The organism is Mucilaginibacter sp. A5337 (assembly GCF_059690695.1).
In genome coordinates this window covers 87,552-106,749 of sequence record NZ_JCAWEC010000011.1, presented here as the reverse complement: position 1 = coordinate 106,749, position 19,198 = coordinate 87,552, and the positions used below count along the sequence as shown (strand labels likewise).

Below are 19,198 nucleotides of genomic sequence, written 5' to 3'. Positions count from 1 at the left end.
TTCGGACTGTGGACACCAGACTTTCGGACAATAAAAAATTACTAAAAATTAAACACATATAAATAGTATATGGCCGAAGTAGTAAAAATGCCTAAGATGAGCGATACCATGACCGAAGGGGTATTGGCTAAATGGCATAAAAAAGTTGGCGATAAGGTTAAATCTGGCGATGTATTGGCCGAGATTGAAACTGATAAAGCTACCATGGATTTTGAATCGTACCAGGATGGTACATTGCTGTATATCGGTATACAGGAAGGTGCTGCTGCTCCGGTTGACGCTGTTATTGCCATTTTAGGTAAAGAAGGCGAAGATTACAAATCTTTACTTGATCAGGCTGGCAGCGGCGCTGCTGCTAAACCGGCCGAAGAACCTGCTCCTGCTGCTGATAAAGCACCAGCCGCTACTCCGGCACCAACCGCTCCAAAGGTTGATTTGTCAAGCATCCCGGCTGTGGTTATCCGCATGCCGTTATTGAGTGACACCATGACCGAGGGCACCATTGAAAAATGGAACTTTAAAGTTGGCGATAAAGTAAAAGCAGATGATTCATTGGCCGATGTGGCAACCGATAAGGCTACCATGGAGGTTGTAGGTTATGAAGCCGGTACTTTATTATATATAGGTGTTAAAGAAGGCGAAGCTGCTAAAGTAAATGATATCATTGCTATAGTAGGTAAAGAAGGTACCGACATCACTCCATTATTACAGGATGGTGGTTCGGCCCCTGCCGCTGAAGCTGCACCTGCTGCTGAAACTAAAACTGAAGCTGCTGAAGCAACTGCTTCTGCTACTGCAACTGAAAGCTCATCTGATGACAGTCGCGTAAAAGCATCTCCGCTTGCACGTAAAATAGCTAAAGATAAAGGCATCAACCTTAATGATGTAAAAGGTAGCGCTGAAGGCGGCCGTATCATCAAAAAGGATATTGAAGAATATACACCATCTGCTAAGCCGGCTGCTGCTCCTGCCGCTGAGGCCGCACCTGCTGCTGCATCTGCACCTGCTGCAAAAGCGCCAATCGTATTGCCAACCTTTACCGGCGAAGAGAAATTTAGCGAAAGACCGGTTACTCAAATGCGTAAAGCTATCAGCCGCCGCTTAAGCGAAAGCTTGTTCACTGCTCCGCATTTCTATGTAACCATGACCATTGATATGGATCAGGCTATTGTTGCCCGTACCCGTATGAATGAGATTGCCCCGGTTAAAATTTCATTTAATGATTTTGTTGTTAAAGCCTGCGCCGTTGCCTTAAGGCAACACCCTGCTATCAACTCATCATTCCTGGGTGATAAGATCCGCACCAACGAACACGTTCACGTCGGCGTTGCCGTTGCTGTTGACGAAGGTTTATTGGTTCCGGTTATCAAATTTGCCGATGGTAAGTCTTTAAGCCACATTTCGATTGAAGTGAAAGAGTTTGCCGGCAAAGCAAAAGCTAAAAAGCTACAGCCAAACGAAATGGAAGGTTCAACTTTCACCATTTCAAACCTTGGTATGTTTGGTGTTGACGAGTTCACTGCTATCATTAACACTCCTAATGCTTGTATCCTTGCTGTAAGCGGTATCCAGGCTGTTCCGGTTGTTAAAAATGGTGCGGTAGTACCTGGCAACATTATGAAGGTTACCCTGAGCGCCGACCATCGCGTGGTTGATGGTGCTACAGCTGCTGCCTTCCTGCAAACATTAAAACAATTATTAGAAGAGCCGGTAAGGCTGCTGATATAATTTCGGATATCGGATTTTCGATTTCGGATTTTGAAAAGCGATGGGTTTAGGCTCATCGCTTTTTTTGTTTTGTGCTGAGAATAAAAGCCTTGTCATTGCGAGGAGCGCGGTGGGCCTGTGCGATGGGGCGACGCGGCAATCGCATGCTATGCAGGGCGACTATGCTTCCGTGCGGTTGCCACGCTGCGCTCGCAATGACATTATTAGATCAAAACAAACACATATCTGCAAAAAATGACACAATGACCTAATGACTTCAATGACCTATATGCGTATATTCACGGCAAAATTTTGATGTATGACACTTTATAGCTTTTTTAAGGAATTCCATTCCGGTTTCAGGTACATTGTTATAGTACTGGTATTGCTGGCCCTTGTACGCGCGTTTATGGGTTGGCTGGGTAAAAGACCTTACGGCGAGGGAAACCGCAAACTTAACCTGTTTGCCATGATCTCGGTGCATACTCAATTTTTACTGGGCATCATCCTGTTTTTCATTAGCCCGATGGTGCAGTTTAGTAAGGACACTATGACAAATCCTATCACCCGTTATTGGACTGTAGAGCACTGGGTGATTATGCTCATTGCCATCGCGCTTATCACTATCGGGCATAGCAAATCAAAGAAAGCTACACTGCCCGAGGCTAAGCATAAAGCCATCGCTATCTTTTATTTGATAGGGATTGTACTTATTTCGGTAGGTATAATGCTTATTCCACAGTAATTCTACGTAGCTAATAGGATTTAGCAAATAAATAATTTCACAAAAAATTTGACAATTCAAATTTCTTTATAAATTTGTGACCGCGATGATTAAAAACACACATAAAAACAGCTGGTGGCACCAATTAAATTGGCAGCCGGCTTGCGCTTTTTGATCAGAGACAACCTAATCAATTGTGAACCTAAATAGGAAACCCGGCGACCCCAATTCGCCGGGTTTTTTGTTTTAAGATATTTTGAAAATAAACATGAGCACATTTAAAATTACTACCACTTATAAAAAGCTACTGGCGGATACCACCACGCCGGTTAGCATTTACCTTCGCCTGCGCGATGTATTTCCCAACTCGCTGCTGCTGGAAAGCTCTGACTATCACAGCCGCGAAAACAGTACCAGCTACATTTGCTGTGAGCCCTTAAGCGGCATAGTGCTGAACAACGGCGTGCTGAAAAAGCAGTACCCCGATGGCAGTCACGAAACGCTTGAGCCCGGCACATTTGAGCTGATAGAACAGATCAATAGTTTCATAGGCAGTTTTGAAACGGATTCGTTGCCGCTGAAAATGATCACCAATGGTTTGTTTGGCTATTTTACCCATGAAGCGGTTGAACATTATGAAACCATTAAACTAAAGCAAAGCGATAATACCGACCGTAAAATACCGGTGATGCAGTATCACATTTACAGGTACATCATCGCTATCGACCACTTTAAGAACGAACTCTACATCTTCCACAACCAGCCCGAAGGCGCTCCAACCAACGGCGGCATCGAAAAGCTGGAATACCTCATCAAAAACAAAAACTTTCCCGAATACAGTTTCAAAAGCAATGGCGATGAAAAATCAAACCTCACCGGTGATGAGTTCATTGCTATAGTGGAGAAAATGAAGCAGCACATTTACCGTGGCGACGTTTTCCAGATAGTGCCTTCAAGAGCTTTTTCGCGTACCTTCCTGGGCGATGAGTTTAACGTTTACCGGGCCCTGCGTTCTATTAATCCATCGCCATACCTGTTTTATTTTGATTTCGGCGATTTCCGGATATTCGGCTCATCACCAGAGGCTCAGATCACCATAAAAAATAATGTAGCCAATATTTTCCCGATAGCCGGAACATTTAAACGCAGCGGTGACGACGAGAAAGATGCCGAATTGGCCCGTAACCTGGAGAATGACCCCAAGGAATCGGCAGAACACGTAATGCTGGTTGATCTGGCCCGTAATGACCTGAGCCGCCATTGCGAAAATGTGACAGTTAAAGCATTTAAAGAGGTACAATATTATTCGCATCTGATTCACCTCGTATCGCATGTAAGCGGTAAGCTTAAACCTGGGGCATCGGCATTTAAAGTTGTGGCCGATACTTATCCGGCGGGCACATTAAGTGGCGCTCCCAAATACCGGGCCATGGAGATCATCGACGAAAATGAGAACATCAAACGAAGCTTTTACAGCGGCGCGATTGGTTTCCTGGGTTTTAACGGCGACTTTAATCATGCCATTATGATCCGTTCGTTTTTAAGTAAAAACAATACGTTGCATTACCAGGCCGGTGCGGGTATAGTAGCCGGTTCAATACCCGAAAGCGAATTGCGGGAGGTTGATACCAAGATCTCGGCTCTAAGAAGGGCCTTTGAGTTGGCGGAGGAGTTGTAGGCGACGCCCCCTAACCCCCTAAAGGGGGAATAATGGTGGACAAAGAAGTTATATAGATAGTTTTAAGATATAAATACAATGAACGAAAACACAAATACTAATCAAGGCACCCCCTTTAGGGGGCGGGGGGGGCGAATCCTGATTATAGATAATTACGATTCCTTTACCTATAACCTGGTGCACTTGGTTAACGAGCTTGGCCTGGAGTGTGAGGTTTGGAGGAACGACCAGTTTGCCATTGAGGACGTGGAGGCTTTTGATAAAATCATCCTTTCGCCGGGGCCGGGCATACCCTCAGAAGCTGGTTTGCTGCTGGATGTGATAGAAAAGTATGCACCTACTAAGAGCATATTTGGCGTATGCCTTGGGCAGCAGGCCATTGCCGAAGCATTCGGCGGCAGTTTGTACAACCTCAATCAGCCGATGCATGGTATAGCAACGCCTATAAAAGTTACCGATGGCGAAGAGGAGCTTTTTGTTGGACTACCCGAAAGTTTTAAAGTTGGCCGTTATCACTCATGGGTGGTAAGTGGTAATGATCTGCCCGATTCATTACAGGTTACTGCTATTGATGAAGCCGATAACTCCATCATGGCGCTTAAACATAAACAATACGATGTAAGGGGGGTACAGTTTCACCCTGAGTCTATCCTAACCGATTATGGTAAAGAAATGATGCAAAACTGGCTAAAGGCTTAGTTTTAAGGAATAATGATAACTTTGTTCGCCTTGATTGTTAAAGAAATAAATCTATATATGTCATTGCGAGGAATTATCAGGAAAATCCTGAAAAAAAATGTTATGATGTGTATGCTATGTTTTAGGGGTGTTGCGCGGGGGCCGCGTTAGGGATAGAAGCGTAAAGCCCACAGCGCGGGTTGGGTTTGCGAGCAGGAAAGGCGAGGACTTGCAGCGGATAGCCCGGGCCGCAGGCAACGCCCATATTACAAAACAGACTTAAAAATATACTTAATAATCAACAACTTACGGTTGTGTCATTATAGGCGATAGCGTGGCAATCTCGTAGCATGAAAAGCATATTGTACAGTTACAGCTACGAGATTCTTCGTTCCTCGCAATGACGTAAAATATTAGTACTTCGATCTTATGACCATACTTGATAAAATAGTTGCCAATAAAAAAAGAGAGGTTGCTTCGGCAAAAAAACGTACATCGTACACTGTACTTGAAGAGTCGGAACATTTTCACCGCGATACTTATTCATTTAAAGAGTTTTTACTTGACCCGACACGTACCGGTATTATAGCTGAGTTTAAACGTAAATCGCCATCAAAAGGTATTATTAATGACAAAGTGAGGGTTAGTGCCGTTACTACCGATTATGCTGCAGCCGGAGCCTCGGCACTTTCTGTTTTGACCGACCGCAATTTTTTCATGGGCCGCAAAGCCGACCTGGTGAAAGCCCGTTCGGTGAATAGCATCCCTGTTTTGCGCAAGGATTTTATGATTGATGAGTACCAGGTGATAGAAGCTAAATCATTAGGTGCCGATATTATTCTGTTGATAGCCGCCATACTTACTCCTGCCGAAATTGACACCCTGGCCAAACTTGCCAAAAGTATAGGCTTGAATGTATTGCTTGAGGTACATAACCAGGAAGAGCTGGAACGGAGTATCAACCCTAATCTGGATGCTATTGGCGTAAATAACCGCAACCTGGCCGATTTTACTGTATCGGTAGAAACCTCATACAAATTAGCCAAACACATCCCCGCCGAGTTTATGAAGATCTCGGAAAGCGCCATCAGCGATCCCGAAACCATCCGCCATCTTAAATTGGAAGGTTTCAATGGTTTCCTTATTGGCGAAACCTTTATGAAACAGCAGGATCCGGGACAGGCCATGCGCGATTTTGTGGCTTTGTTATAAACCGGAACGATTACTCTCCGCGTACTGCATAATGCTGCCGGCTGCGGAAGGTGTGCCTGGCCGTTTAGCTAATTGTATAAAATACACCATTAAGACTTATTTTGATGTCCGGTTATTTCTTAGCCGGGCATTTTTTTTAACCAGTAAAATAAATACTTTCATTAGGGTTTCAATGTTCATTTTGTTCATGTTTTTTGGAACATTTTTTTAGTATTTTACGTATAAGGGCACACATCATTGCCAGGTTGGTATAAAACAGGACAACTATCTGCCAATCTTAAAAAACTGTGCTCAATAAGGGGAGTCGTTAACATGAGCCGCTTGCAGCCACATTTATTGAGTATAAAGAGACTTATGAAGAACATTAATAAGCCGTTACTTGTACTATTTCTGCTGATCCTCACTTCCTTTGCCGGGTACAGTCAAACTTGTACATTAAATGTAACTATATCCTCGCCCGCTAATACGATATGTTCGGGAAAAAGCGTAACCTTAACTGCAAATGTAAGCGGCGGTACCGGCCCGTTTACCTATGTTTGGAGTACCGGTGAAAATACCTCATCCATTGATGTAAATAAAGCCGGAACATATACTGTAACAGTAAGTGATAAAACCCCCGGCTGCCAGCCAAAAGCTACCAATTTTGTGGTAACTGCCGTGGCTTCTCCTAATCCGCCTACTGTTGGTAACCAGGCTGTTTGTCCCAATACATCGGCAACATTAACAGCAACAGCGCCGGGCGGAACTTACCAATGGTATGATGCCAACGGCAATTTCCTGTTTACAGGTAATCCGTATGTAACACCTGCCATTACTCAGGCTACGCTTTTTTATGTAGAAACAACTGTAGGTAGCTGTACCAGTACCAGAAGCTCGGTTATTGTTTATGTAACCGGAGGGCCGGGTGTACAGTCAGATCCAGTATGCTACGGCTCGCCGGCAATATTAAAGGCATCCGGCGCAAATAGTTATGCATGGTATGCCGATGCTTCAGGAACCGGAACGCCTTTAAGTATTGACGCTACGTTTACTACTCCCGCTTTATTTGCAAATACAACTTATTATCTTTTTACGGTAACTAACGGTTGTTCCAGTGCAGCCATACCTGTAGTTGCCAGAATAAACGCGCCTCCTGCCGTTCCGGTAGTAAATCCGGCCAATAACAGCGTTTGTTCAGGGTCGTCAATAAACTTGCATGCCGATGCCTCAGGAGTAGTTGAATGGTATGACGTGCCATCGGGAGGTACTCCGCTAATTTCAAGTCCGGATTATACTACCCCTGTACTTACATCGCCGGTGACCTATTACGTGCAAACACGAGTGGGCGATTGTACAAGCAACCGTATACCAGTACCCGTATCTGTAACGCCAATACCGGCAGCGCCACCTTCGCAATCGCCTGCCACCTGTTATGGTACAAGTATTACTTTAACTGCCGATCCATCGCCCACTGGTACCTATAATTGGTATACATCAGCAACCGGTGGCACTGCAGTAGCCACAGGCAATACTTTTTCGACCCCGGTTTTAACAAGTAACACAACCTATTATGTTGAGCATACTACCGGCAGCTGTACAACTGACCGTACCCCGGTAACAGTTGCTGTTACCCCTGCACCGGATGCACCGGTTGTGCCCGACGGTCCGGTAGTTTGTAATGGGTCATCAACGCCGTTAACTGCAACATCAACGCAAGGCGGAACTTTTCAATGGTTTACCACAGCTACCGGCGGCACTGCCCTGTTTTCCGGAGATACTTTTACAACACCGGCTTTAACAGCTACTACTACTTATTATGTTCAAACTACAGTGGGCTCATGTGTAAGTGACAGGTCGGCAATTACAGTAACGGTACTTGACGCTATCCCAGCCCCTACAGCTCCGGGAACAACAACATGTTCCGGCACTTCGGCCACCCTCACAGCAACCGGCTCACCCGATGATTATGAATGGTATGACCAACCTACAGGCGGTAATCTTCTGATAACCGGCAACACCTATGTAACACCTGAGCTAACAGCAAATACAAACTATTATGTGCAAAGCATAGCCAATGGTTGTAACAGTCCGCGTGTTGCAGTAACCGTGCAAATTACTCCATTACCTGCTGCACCATCTGTTAATGGTACAGCAACGGTATGCCCGGGCCAATCAGCGACTTTAAGTGTTTCGGCTTCGGGCGGAACTATTCAATGGTATACCGATGCCACCGGCGGTACGCCGGTGCACACAGGCAACACTTATACCACCGATCCTTTGTTTGCTCAAACCACTTTTTACGCCGAGGCGGTTAATGGTTCTTGTATTAGTTCGCGTACTGCTTTTACGGTATCGATAACACCAATTATTGATCCTCAGTTCCGGTATCCGTCGGGCACGATATGTACATCAGGAAGCAATGTTTCGCCCGTTATTTATAATCCGGCAGGCGGCACTTTTACTTCGTCGCCTTCAGGGCTTGTTTTTGTAAGCAATACTACCGGCGAAATCAATGTGGCGGCAAGCGCATTGGGAAAATATACTGTAATTTTTACTTATGGCGGTACATGTGCAGGTGCAGCCAGTCAAAGTATATCCATAGTAACAACACCCGACGCCAGTTTTTCATATAATACCCCGATCTGTAATGATTTAAAAAGTGCACTGCCTATATTTCCGGCAGGGGCCAGCGCCGGCATTTTCACCGAGCCATCAGGTAAACTGAAATTTAAAAACAGCAGTACGGGCGAGATCGACCCGGTTAATAGTTTGCCTGGAACTTATGCCATAACCAATACCATAGCCGCGAGCAGCGGCTGTGCACAAAGTATTGCCACAGGCTCTATAACTATTTACGATAAAGTTTTAGTGTATGCCGGGCCAAATCAACCTGTAAAGCAGGGTGATCCGGTACTATTAGCCGGAGAGTTTGGAGGAGGAGCTACATCCGTAAAATGGACCGGCGGTGCTGGTACATTCTCTGACCCAACAAAGAAGAATGCTGTTTACACTCCTGCTGCAGGAGAGAAGGTAGTAACACTAACTTTAACTTCCAATGATCCTGCCGGCCCTTGCAGCGCAAATTCAAGTACTGTTACTATTACTATAAACCCGGCCCCAGCGGCGCCAACTGCCCCCGGTAAAGCTGTTTGCACAGGCAATACAGCCACACTTCAGGCATCAGCACCCGGTGGTACATATCGCTGGTATAGTGATGCTACAGGCGGTACAGCCATTAAAACCGGCCCTGTATTTATAACTCCACCAATATTGAATGATATTACCTATTATGTTGCAACAACTGTAGGCGGTATTACCAGCCAACGCACTCCCGTATTGGTGCAGGCAGTGGCCCCGCCCGCAGCGCCGGTGGTTGGTACAGATAACAAGGTAACGGTTTGTGAAGGACAGCCTGCAATACTTACGGCAAATGGCTCAACAGGTACTTATACCTGGTATAACGTTCCTGTTGGGGGCACGCCGGTAAGCCAAAGTAACCCTTTTACTACAACTCCGCTAACTATCAACAGGACTTATTATGTGGAGACTAAGGTTAATAACTGTATCAGCGAACGCACTAAAGTAGATGTAATAGTTACCCCTGCCCCGCAGATTACAAGCAGTTCCGCAAGTGATCCGGTATGTAGTGGTACAGCATTAAATTATACGATAACTGCCGATCAGCCCGGTGCAACTTTTTCATGGGACCGCAAGGCTGTGCCCGGGATCAGTAACCCTGCGGTAACAGGTCAAACAACAAGCTCAATTACCGAAACGCTGATCAATAACGATCCCAACGGCACTGCTGTTAATGTAACTTATAATATAACACCGTACTTAAACGGTTGCCCCGGACCCGTATTCAATTACACCGTAATGGTAAATGCACTACCAACTGTTATAAGTCCAGCCCCGCCCGCAGTTTGTAATGGTTCAAGTACCAATTACCAGGTTCAATTCAAGGGTCAGGTAACAAACTTTAACTGGAGTCGGGCAGCTGTTGATGGTATCAGTAATGCTGCTGTAACCGGGCAGGCGGCACCTACCATAAAAGAAGTGCTTTACAATACAACCACTGCGCCAATTGACGTTACATATGTTTTTAACTATAAAACCAGCAGTTGTACGGCGGCACCATATCCGGTTACGGTAAGGGTTAATCCGGGAGCGCTTCTTACCAATCCACCGCCTTCGGATCCGGTATGTAATAACACACCGCTGGGGCTTACTTTGGAATCCAATATATTTACAGCCACTTATTTATGGAGCCGGCCGGTTGTACCCGGTATAAGCAATGCCGCTGTTACCGATCAAACGGCAAACCCTATCAATGAAGCATTGGTTAACACCACAACCAATCCAATTCAGGTTCCTTATACTATAACACCTGTTGCATTTGGTTGTCCCGGTACCCCTGTTAAATACACTATAGTTGTACAACCTCAAACATCATCGGCCGAGGGGCATAGCAACAGTCCTGTTTGTGAAGGCAGTGACATCGTGCTGCAAACGCAGCCCATAGCAGGCGCCGTAACATATTTGTGGACAGGGCCAAATAATTACAGGTCGGAAACTCAAAGCCCAAGCACAACCATTCCAAATGCTACAGCCGCCAATGCGGGCACCTATCATTTATCTTTGATTGTAAACCGCTGCCAGGGCGAACTAAGCCCCCCCATACCGGTTGTGGTAAACAGTATCCCAATGGTTGATGCAGGCCCCTCACATCCGGTATGTATTAGCGTTCCATTTATACAACTTGAGGGTAGTACAAGCAGGACTGCGATCTGGAGTGGCGGCGCAGGAGGAACTTTCGCTAAGCTTGATGTTCCCACGACACAATACTTTCCATCGGCAGCAGACAGGGCCGCAGGATCGGTCAAATTAACGCTTACATCAACCGGCAATGATTGCGCACCGGTATCCAGGGATGTTACATTCACCTTTGCTCCAAGCCCCGGTGCCGATGCCGGGCCGCCAAGCATTGATAATGTTTGTAACCAAAACCCTATGGTGCCATTAAATGGCCAGCCGCTTTCAGGTACAACCGTTAAATGGACTTCAGCATCTGGCTTAGGTAAATTTATTCCTTCGGATATTGTGCCCAATCCAACTTTTCAGCCCGATCCTATTGACATTGCCAAAGGCTCGGTCAAATTAACGCTTAGGGCAACCCAGGCTGATGATTGTCATACACCTACTGATGATATCACCATCAATTTTGTTCCGCCGCCAACCGTTCAGGCAGATGCTGCCGGCGATACAAGATATGTTTTAAAAGATCATACCATCACTTTAAACCCGGTGGTAGGCAGCGAAAACGTGACATATGAATGGACACCAGCTACGGGGCTGGATAATACTACAGTTAAAAACCCTGTGGTAACCGGCAATCAGGATATAACCTATCAACTGAAAATAACCGATAAATCAAACGGCTGTGTTAACTATAGCCAGGTTGCGGTCAAGGTTTCGCCGGTGATAAATGTAAGTAACACTTTTACTCCTAATGGCGACGGGATAAATGATAACTGGGAAATTAAAGGCCTTGTAGCGTATGAAAACAGTACTGTTGATGTTTATAACCGTTACGGACAAGCTTTATTTCACTCTGTAGGATATCCTAAGCCCTGGGATGGTACTTACCAGGGCAAAGCACTGCCATCCGGTACTTACTACTATATAGTAAATACCAAGATGAATAACATCGTGCTTTCGGGCTATGTAGTGATTTTACGTTAATGAAACTTAAAGCAGTTTTAGAACTATTAAAAGCGCCACAAACGAAAATACAGCCATATTCATGAACTGTTTTGACCTTTGGTTTGCCTGGATAATTTCAGACACACGACCATTATCAATGAAGCGGTAATATCTGCGGCTATAGCCGTATGATATTATAAACAGGATTAAAGGGATGTAGAGCAGCAAGTATTTCATTAGCATAAAATTAAGCATAGCACATATTTTTATGCTAATGATTAAGAAAACTGAACGGAATGAACAAAACAATCCTATTCCAATTTCAGCACTTTTTATTGGCGGTTAACGAAATGAATTGAGCAATTCTTAGCCGTTAACTTAAGCGATTTCCTTAACAAGAGATTTTAAAAAAATCCCTCTTGAGCGCGTGCGCAACGGGAACGACAATTGTTGAGAAGATGAAATTTGCATAGAAAAACAAACAAAAACTATGTCATTGCGAGCGTAGCGTGGCAATCTCGTTGCCAATGCGTGTCTGATCTGCATAGCCACGAGATTGCTTCGTCGTTCCTCCTCGCAATGACATGGTTTTTAAGCCAACATTCCCAGCGATAGGCAATCCTCATTTAAAATTTCGCCTTACAACCTTATTAATAGCCATTCCCCAAAACTTACCTAAAGCTTCAGCCCCTTTTTTATTGGGATGAAGGTAAAACGTGCCCTGTTTACCATTCTCAGGGATGAGGTCAGTTAAATGATTTTTCTCAAAATAAGCGAAGGCTTTGGTATCGCCCACAAATACCTGTTTGGGGTTTGATGTAGCATATGATTTTACAAGCCCATCTATCATCGGTACATAGCTTTGTAACCTGTTTAAGCCTTCCTGTAAGTATTTTGCACCATTATAGGTATTAGGGCTATACCATAGCGGATGCTGGAAAATGATAACCGCTTTCGGGAAATCTGCCAATAATTTATCAACTATGGTCTTCAAATTTTTTTGATAATCTTCGGGCGATACGGGTGCGCCGTGCGGCCCATGTATGGCACTGTCATTTGTGCCAAGTTTTATCGAAAATATCAGCAATGCGTCCTTATTGGTAAAAGCGTTGGCGGCATCTTCAACTTTGGCAAAAGTGCCGGTGCCGGGCAAAAAATCGAGCGTAGTATAGCCGCTATGGCCCTGGTTGCTGAAACTTACCGTATCCAGGTTTTTTTGTTTCTGCAGATAAGCTACAGCTGTTGCGGGCGGGGCTTCGGTAGCTGCATCGGTCAGTTGGACACCCTGGGTTATACTATTACCGATAAACACGACGTTTAGATTGCTTTTTTTATGCTGTGCAAAGACCTGGTTAATGGAAAATAGAATAACAATGAGTATGAACTGTTTTTTCATGTGGTTTATAAGATCATTTTACAATGTTGTACTTTTTTAGCACACGCATTACAGCGTCGTGTGGCAGGGCATAAGCTTTGTTGCCATTAATGCCTTCCATGGTATCGGCAGCAACCATGGCATTAATGATAGCTTCTTCAACAGATTGTACTGTAGCCTCATACAGCGGGTTAAGCTGATCATTTGCCAGCATTTCAACCCGGGTGCTGCCTGTTCGGCTAAAAGCATCCGGATTAGCCGTTGAAAATGCAAGGAAAATATCACCGGAACCGTTTTCTCCCCGGCCGCCTACTTTCCCTACGCCTAAAGCAACCCGCTCGGCGAGCCGCTTCAACTGATGTGGCAGTAAAGGTGCATCTGTAGCCAATATTACAATGATACTGCCATCGCCTTCCTGGTGTTTTGATTGCGGTGGGGCTTTAAATTCATAATTCAGCGTGTCTTTTAATTCCCGGCCAACCGGTGCACCTGCAATGGTAAGGTTCTTCTTCCTGCCAAAGTTTGATTGTACCAATACCCCCAAAGTATAGGTTTTATCATTTATAGTTAAAACTCTTGATGCTGTACCGGTACCTCCTTTAAATCCAAGGCACATCATCCCGGTGCCACCGCCTACATTTCCCTCTTTTATAGTACCGGAAGCAGCATTGTTCAGCGCATCAAACGCGTTGCTCTCCTTAACCTGGAAACCGTAGATATCATTAAGTCCGCCATCATAAGTTTCGGCCACTACAGGATAGGTATACCAATATTCTTCGTTGCCGTACCAGTTTGTATTTACAAACCATTTTAATACAGCATCGCGTACTACGCCTACACTATTGGTATTGGTGATCATGACAGGGGTTTCTAAAAAGCCCGATTCTGTTAACCAGGTGGTGCCTGTCATTTCACCGTTGCCATTCAAGGTATACCAATTTGCAAAAACAGGATGGTGGTTAACCTTGCCATTGGGGAAAATAGCTGTAACGCCGGTACGCACAGGGCCTTTGCCAATTATATTTTTACCCGATCCTGATATAATTGTACTATAACCAACTTCAACGCCCTGCACATCGGTAATGGCATTGTACTTGCCGGGTGTGCCTTCAAAAGGGATACCGATATCGCGGGCGCGGGGCTTTTGCGCAAATGTGCTTATTGCCAAAAGCAGGAATACATGGATGCTTAAATACTGAAGAATTTTGAAACGGGTCATGGGTGATTGATTTAGTTGATTAAATATATCCACAATGTTTCAATTTTAAGCTATTTAGCCATAAATGATCCTGTGCAAATGGCAAATCGTATTACTGCCATTTAACGCCCATATTCCAGAACATGAAAGCCCATTTATCAACCTGGCCATTGATGAGCTGGGCGGTGCTTTGTCCCGCTCCGTGGCCGGCATTGGTTTCAATACGGATAAGTGTTGGCGCTGCACCCTGCTGGTATTCCTGCAGGCGTGCGGCAAACTTGAAGGAATGGGCAGGTACTACACGGTCGTCATGATCAGCCGTGGTAACCATGGTTGCTGGGTAAATGCCCGGTTTAAGGGCATGATACGGCGAATAATTATAAAGGTATTTGAACATTTGTTCCGAGTCTTCGGCCGTGCCATAATCATAGCTCCAGCCGGCCCCGGCAGTAAATTTGTTATACCTCAGCATATCCATTACCCCCACGGCAGGGAAGGCTACTTTAAAAAGGTCGGGGCGTTGGGTTAACATAGCGCCAATGAGCAGGCCGCCATTTGAACCGCCCGAAACGGCAAGGTAATCTTTGGAAGTATATTTGTTTTTGATAAGATACTCGGCCGCTGCAATAAAATCATCAAATACATTCTGTTTTTTTAGTTTGATGCCTTTGCGGTGCCAGGTTTCACCATATTCACCGCCGCCGCGCAGGTTAGGTACAGCGTAAATGCCGCCATGCTCAAGCAATATAATATTTGATGTGCTGAAAGCCGGGGTTAGGCTAACGCCGAAACCTCCGTAGGCATACAGCAAGGTTGGATTTTGCCCGTTTAGCACTGTCCCTTTTTTATAGGTGATGATCATCGGGATCTTTGTTTTATCCTTTGAGGTATAAAATACCTGCTTTGATTCATATTGCTCAGGATCAAACTTTGCGCCGGATTTTTTATAGACCGTGGAAGTGCCGGTTTCAATATCCAGCTTAAAAATAGTAGGCGGATAGATATAATTGGTAAAAGTGTAATAAGTTACCTTTTCTTCCTTCTTTGTACCAAAACCCGAAGCCGAGCCAATTGATGGGAGTTGAATAGTACGTTCAAGCTTGCCATCCATATTGTATTGCTGTATCAGGGATGTAGCATCCTGCAGGTATTCGGCAAAAATTTTGCCCCCGCCGGTAGTGGCGCTTAATACATTTTTGGTTTCGGGGATGAGGTTTTTCCAATGGGTAATGCCTGGTTCGGCCGCATCAACGGTAACAATTTTAAAATTTGGTGAGTAAATATTGGTGAGGATATAAAGCTTGCTGCCAACGTTATCCAAAACACTGTGCTGGTTATCAAAGTTATTTATAACATTAATGATCTGGCTGCCGGGTTTGCTTAAATCCTGGATGTAAAGTTCATTACCTGTTGTGGATGTGGCCGCAGTAATAACCAGAAAGCGTTCGTCTTCAGTAAGGTAAGCGCCTATATATCGGCGAGGGGTTTTATCGCCGCCAAATATCAGTTTGTCGGTACTTTGAGGCGTGCCCAGTTTGTGATAATACAGCTTATGAAACTGTGTCATACCTGAAAGCTGACTGCCTTCGGTTGGCTTGTCATAGCTGCTGTAGTAAAAGCCGTCGGTACCATGCCAAGCCAGCCCGCTGAATTTTACGTCTTTTAAAGTATCGCCGACAACACTTTTATCTTCGGTGTTAATGATGATGACCTTGCGCCAGTCCGAGCCACCTTCGGAAATCTGATAAGCTGCCAGTTCACCGTTTTTACTAAATTCGATACCCTGCAGAGAAGTAGTACCATCGGCAGAAAATTTATTCGGATCAAGGAAAACTTCAGGTACACCGTTATCTCCCAGCTGGCGATATAGTACATTCTGACTTTGTAATCCATCATTTTTATAAAAATAGATGTATTTGCCTTCTTTAAAGGGAGCGCTGTACTTTTCATAGTTCCATAAAAACTCCAGGCGTTTATGGATTTCTGCGCGGTAAGGGATTTGGTCGAGATAGTTGAACGTTACTTTATTTTCGTCCTGTACCCAGGCTTTGGTATCCGCGGCATGATCGTTCTCGAGCCAGCGGTACGGATCGGGCACCTGGGTGCCAAAATAGGTGTCAATAACATCAACTTTTTTTGCTTTGGGATATGGAAGTGTTTTTATAGTCATTTGTGCACGTGTATAGCTGCAAAATAAAACAGCTAATGCTAATAAACAGAACGTTTTTGTCATGATAGTTTAAATTACAGGCAACTAAAGATAACTATTCAGGGTACATTGCCGCAAGGCAATAACGGTTCAAAAGGTTAAAAGTTGTTAATTTTGCGGCCGGCTGCTGTTTAATTGCCCGTTGCAGGCTATATTAGTGGCGTGAAAAAACTGCTGTAAAATGAGGGCAAGTAATTAAAAGCTAACCCCTTTGATTTTTGCAGATGATAATCGATGTGATTTTGGCCCTAAAGAGGAGGCTTGTTATCATATAAGTATCAATAATAATGCGTTTTTTTACACGTTTGCTTTGCAGCTAAGGATGCAGTGGCAACTTACGGTAATACAGTTACATAATAACAAACATGAAACAAACCCTTACTTTTTTTACAGCAGGCCTTTTAATGCTGCTGTCATTTACCTCAAAAGCTCAGGATACCAACGATAAAGATGATGAAACCAAAGTAAAACTTAAACCTTATGTAGGTTTAAGTATGGGTATTTCCTATGCGCTGGGCGATTTTGCAAAAGCAGACTACAGTAACAACAAATCGGGCTTTGCAAACAAAGGGGTTACTTTCCAATTGGACGGAGCGTATTACCTGCACAGGAATTTTGGCATCGGCTATACCTTTTCGTACCAGGATCAAAGTAATTTCTCCTATGATGATGACTTGATATTGTCTCAAGGATATACAACCGATTTTAAAGCCGATCAGGGAACTGTAACTGCTGATAAACGTTACCGCAGCTTTAACCTGTTAGTAGGCCCACAATATACCTTTGTATGGCGCAGCTTATCATTTGACCTAAGGGCATCTGCAGGTGCTTTAAAAAGCCAGACATCACCATTGTTAACCATTAGTGTTACCGGTGTTGATGCGCAAACCGGCAGCATTACTCAACAAAGCGCTAAAGGCTATGCTTTTGCATACGGCGGCAGTGCAGCAATCAGGTTTGATATGGGTGCAGGCTGGGGATTATCGCTTAAAGGCAACTATGTTAAATCTCCCGGATATGATGTAACAACAACCGGGCGTACGCTTAATGTAGGCCGCTTAGTTACCAAGCAGCCAATTACCGAAGGCCAAATTGTATTTGGTTTGTATAAGGCGTTTTAAGCCAAAAGCTGATATTATTATCATAATAAAACAAAAAGAGAGCAGATCATTGATCTGCTCTCTTTTTGTTTTATAGTCATTTAGATTGATCAGTTAACCGTGATCTGTTCCGGCTTGTCGGCCACAATTTCAGGCTGACCTTTGAAAAGTTCAAATGTACCGGTTGCGCATACGTGTTTTCCTTTTATGGTAGATAGGTCAAGCTTTATTGCGCTGCCCTTTACGGCTATGGTATATTTTTGCCTTGGATAGGCAGCACCAATGTTTAACAATGTAAGTGTGTCGCTTACTGCTTTGTATGAGTAAACGGTATCGCACAAGGTACCCGTTTTGCCTATATTGGCCTTGAAATCGGCCATGATAAAGCCTTTTGACTGTGCCGATGCCTTACCTGCAAAAATGACGAGGATCAATGCCGGCAGTAATAGTTTTTTCATTGTTTAATATATCAGTGTTTGGGTGATTGCTGGTCGTTATCCTTTTTATCCGGTGCGGGGGCATAGCCATCTTCAAAGTTTAAAGTAAATGATGATTCTGATGCCCGGCTGGCTGCGTTCAATCCGGCTACATCCGGTTCGCTGTTATCAATTATTTCGTTGCCGGTATCCTGGCCTTCGTTCTGTTCAAATTCGTTGCCGGGATCTTTGTCTTCCTGGGCATCATCAAGATTTGGGTTTTCGGGGATTGCCATAATTTTAATGTTTAATGTATTCGTGAATAACCACTAAGATACGGCGTTGTTTGGTGCTTATTGTGTAACAATCTTTATCTTTTCTGTTTGGCTGTTAAAACGTATTTTTGCCGGATATGCCGGTTCGCGACAAACTCTATTTTGCTTCTGATTTTCATTTAGGTACAGGTACTTATGCCTCAAGCCGCCAACGCGAAGATAAGATAGTGCGCTGGCTTGATAGCATTAAGCATGACGCGGCCGAAATATTCCTGGTTGGCGATGTTTTTGACTTTTGGTTCGAATACAAAACCGTAGTGCCTAAAGGTTATATCCGTTTTTTGGGCAAACTTGCCGAACTTGCCGATGCAGGCATAAAGCTTTACATGTTTAAAGGTAACCACGATATGTGGATGTTTGATTACTTTGTAAATGAGTTTGGTGCAACCATCATTACCAATGAATTAAAAATTGAGCGCGGCGGCAAGAAATTCTTTATTCACCACGGTGATGGACTTGGCCCCGGCGATAACTTTTACAAGTTTTTAAAGGGGTTTTTCAGGAGCAGGTTTTGCCAGTGGCTGTTTGCCCGCATCCATCCCAATCTTGGTGTGGGGATTGCCAATAAATGGAGCCGCCACAGTCGCGATACCAATGCAAAAAAAGAGAACCCCAAACCGGGCGAGCAGGAATGGCTGGTAAATTTTTGCCGCGAAGAATTGGAGACCAATTTTTACGATTATCTTGTTTTTGGCCACCGCCACATTCCGCTTGACATTCAGCTAAACCCGCAAAGCAGGTACATTAACCTTGGCGAATGGATCACTCAGTTTTCTTATGCCGTTTTTGACGGTAAGGAGTTGAAGGTGGAATATTTTTTATAGTTCATGGTTAATAGATCATGGTTCATGGTGCCTGTAGTTTAGAAGCTATGGTTTGACCGA

Annotated in this window: 14 protein-coding genes; 8 read left to right on the top strand and 6 right to left on the bottom strand. The window is 44.4% G+C overall.

Annotation, left to right across the window (positions count from 1 at the left end; all coding sequences use genetic code 11):
- Nucleotides 1–69 precede the first annotated feature (69 nt).
- The 6 genes from AC59JO_RS27285 (at nucleotide 70) to AC59JO_RS27260 (ending at nucleotide 11,720) form a co-directional block, all read left to right on the top strand.
- On the top strand, nucleotides 70–1,728 hold the full coding sequence (locus AC59JO_RS27285) for a dihydrolipoyl dehydrogenase family protein (protein ID WP_497309437.1): 1,659 nt from the start codon (nucleotides 70–72) through the stop codon (nucleotides 1,726–1,728).
- A gap of 298 nt (nucleotides 1,729–2,026) precedes the next feature.
- Complete coding sequence (locus AC59JO_RS27280; protein WP_413670263.1) at nucleotides 2,027–2,452, top strand: cytochrome B; 426 nt, start codon at nucleotides 2,027–2,029, stop codon at nucleotides 2,450–2,452.
- 247 nt (nucleotides 2,453–2,699) lie between these two features.
- Complete coding sequence (locus AC59JO_RS27275; protein ID WP_413670262.1) at nucleotides 2,700–4,109, top strand: anthranilate synthase component I family protein; 1,410 nt, start codon at nucleotides 2,700–2,702, stop codon at nucleotides 4,107–4,109.
- A 78-nt stretch (nucleotides 4,110–4,187) separates the two neighbouring features.
- A complete protein-coding gene (locus tag AC59JO_RS27270) occupies nucleotides 4,188–4,808 on the top strand; it encodes an anthranilate synthase component II (protein ID WP_413670261.1) in 621 nt (206 codons plus the stop codon).
- Between the two features lie 408 nt (nucleotides 4,809–5,216).
- A complete protein-coding gene (gene trpC, locus AC59JO_RS27265; RefSeq protein ID WP_413670260.1) occupies nucleotides 5,217–5,999 on the top strand; it encodes an indole-3-glycerol phosphate synthase TrpC in 783 nt (260 codons plus the stop codon).
- 354 nt (nucleotides 6,000–6,353) lie between these two features.
- Nucleotides 6,354–11,720 carry an Ig-like domain-containing protein gene (locus tag AC59JO_RS27260; protein WP_497309434.1) on the top strand — a complete coding sequence of 1,789 codons (5,367 nt, stop codon included), beginning with the start codon at nucleotides 6,354–6,356 and terminating at the stop codon, nucleotides 11,718–11,720.
- Nucleotides 11,721–11,726: 6 nt separating this feature from the next.
- On the opposite strand, the gene AC59JO_RS27255 is transcribed toward AC59JO_RS27260, so the two are convergent.
- From AC59JO_RS27255 to AC59JO_RS27240, 4 genes are all read right to left on the bottom strand, one after another.
- Nucleotides 11,727–11,918, bottom strand: coding sequence for a hypothetical protein (locus AC59JO_RS27255; RefSeq protein ID WP_413670258.1), 192 nt, complete (start codon nucleotides 11,916–11,918; stop codon nucleotides 11,727–11,729).
- A gap of 385 nt (nucleotides 11,919–12,303) precedes the next feature.
- Nucleotides 12,304–13,077 (bottom strand): GDSL-type esterase/lipase family protein, encoded by a 774-nt coding sequence (locus AC59JO_RS27250; RefSeq protein ID WP_413670257.1) that lies wholly within the window; start codon nucleotides 13,075–13,077, stop codon nucleotides 12,304–12,306.
- A gap of 13 nt (nucleotides 13,078–13,090) precedes the next feature.
- Complete coding sequence (locus AC59JO_RS27245; protein ID WP_413670256.1) at nucleotides 13,091–14,275, bottom strand: DmpA family aminopeptidase; 1,185 nt, start codon at nucleotides 14,273–14,275, stop codon at nucleotides 13,091–13,093.
- Between the two features lie 91 nt (nucleotides 14,276–14,366).
- Nucleotides 14,367–16,487: a prolyl oligopeptidase family serine peptidase gene (locus AC59JO_RS27240; RefSeq protein WP_497309432.1), complete on the bottom strand. Its 2,121-nt coding sequence runs from the start codon at nucleotides 16,485–16,487 to the stop codon at nucleotides 14,367–14,369.
- Nucleotides 16,488–16,828: 341 nt separating this feature from the next.
- Between AC59JO_RS27240 and AC59JO_RS27235 the strand changes: the two genes are divergently transcribed.
- Nucleotides 16,829–17,584 carry an outer membrane beta-barrel protein gene (locus tag AC59JO_RS27235; protein WP_413670254.1) on the top strand — a complete coding sequence of 252 codons (756 nt, stop codon included), beginning with the start codon at nucleotides 16,829–16,831 and terminating at the stop codon, nucleotides 17,582–17,584.
- 89 nt (nucleotides 17,585–17,673) lie between these two features.
- Here AC59JO_RS27235 and AC59JO_RS27230 read toward each other — a convergent pair whose 3' ends face one another.
- Together AC59JO_RS27230 and AC59JO_RS27225 are read right to left on the bottom strand one after the other, a co-directional pair.
- Nucleotides 17,674–18,021 carry a hypothetical protein gene (locus AC59JO_RS27230; RefSeq protein WP_413670253.1) on the bottom strand — a complete coding sequence of 116 codons (348 nt, stop codon included), beginning with the start codon at nucleotides 18,019–18,021 and terminating at the stop codon, nucleotides 17,674–17,676.
- Between the two features lie 11 nt (nucleotides 18,022–18,032).
- Complete coding sequence (locus AC59JO_RS27225) at nucleotides 18,033–18,275, bottom strand: hypothetical protein (RefSeq protein ID WP_497309429.1); 243 nt, start codon at nucleotides 18,273–18,275, stop codon at nucleotides 18,033–18,035.
- A 116-nt stretch (nucleotides 18,276–18,391) separates the two neighbouring features.
- Here AC59JO_RS27225 and AC59JO_RS27220 point away from each other — a divergent pair, with 116 nt between their 5' ends.
- Entirely contained in the window at nucleotides 18,392–19,138 is a 747-nt protein-coding gene (locus AC59JO_RS27220) for a UDP-2,3-diacylglucosamine diphosphatase (RefSeq protein ID WP_497309427.1), read from the top strand.
- Nucleotides 19,139–19,198: the final 60 nt, after the last annotated feature.

What these genes read in the sequence shown, in the direction of transcription:
- AC59JO_RS27285 (WP_497309437.1), top strand. Translation starts at nt 70, where the DNA reads ATGGCCGAAGTAGTAAAAATGCCTAAGATGAGCGATACCATGACCGAA.
- AC59JO_RS27280 (WP_413670263.1), top strand. Translation starts at nt 2,027, where the DNA reads ATGACACTTTATAGCTTTTTTAAGGAATTCCATTCCGGTTTCAGGTAC.
- AC59JO_RS27275 (WP_413670262.1), top strand. Translation starts at nt 2,700, where the DNA reads ATGAGCACATTTAAAATTACTACCACTTATAAAAAGCTACTGGCGGAT.
- AC59JO_RS27270 (WP_413670261.1), top strand. Translation starts at nt 4,188, where the DNA reads ATGAACGAAAACACAAATACTAATCAAGGCACCCCCTTTAGGGGGCGG.
- trpC (WP_413670260.1), top strand. Translation starts at nt 5,217, where the DNA reads ATGACCATACTTGATAAAATAGTTGCCAATAAAAAAAGAGAGGTTGCT.
- AC59JO_RS27260 (WP_497309434.1), top strand. Translation starts at nt 6,354, where the DNA reads ATGAAGAACATTAATAAGCCGTTACTTGTACTATTTCTGCTGATCCTC.
- AC59JO_RS27255 (WP_413670258.1), bottom strand. Translation starts at nt 11,918, where the DNA reads ATGAAATACTTGCTGCTCTACATCCCTTTAATCCTGTTTATAATATCA.
- AC59JO_RS27250 (WP_413670257.1), bottom strand. Translation starts at nt 13,077, where the DNA reads ATGAAAAAACAGTTCATACTCATTGTTATTCTATTTTCCATTAACCAG.
- AC59JO_RS27245 (WP_413670256.1), bottom strand. Translation starts at nt 14,275, where the DNA reads ATGACCCGTTTCAAAATTCTTCAGTATTTAAGCATCCATGTATTCCTG.
- AC59JO_RS27240 (WP_497309432.1), bottom strand. Translation starts at nt 16,487, where the DNA reads ATGACAAAAACGTTCTGTTTATTAGCATTAGCTGTTTTATTTTGCAGC.
- AC59JO_RS27235 (WP_413670254.1), top strand. Translation starts at nt 16,829, where the DNA reads ATGAAACAAACCCTTACTTTTTTTACAGCAGGCCTTTTAATGCTGCTG.
- AC59JO_RS27230 (WP_413670253.1), bottom strand. Translation starts at nt 18,021, where the DNA reads ATGAAAAAACTATTACTGCCGGCATTGATCCTCGTCATTTTTGCAGGT.
- AC59JO_RS27225 (WP_497309429.1), bottom strand. Translation starts at nt 18,275, where the DNA reads ATGGCAATCCCCGAAAACCCAAATCTTGATGATGCCCAGGAAGACAAA.
- AC59JO_RS27220 (WP_497309427.1), top strand. Translation starts at nt 18,392, where the DNA reads ATGCCGGTTCGCGACAAACTCTATTTTGCTTCTGATTTTCATTTAGGT.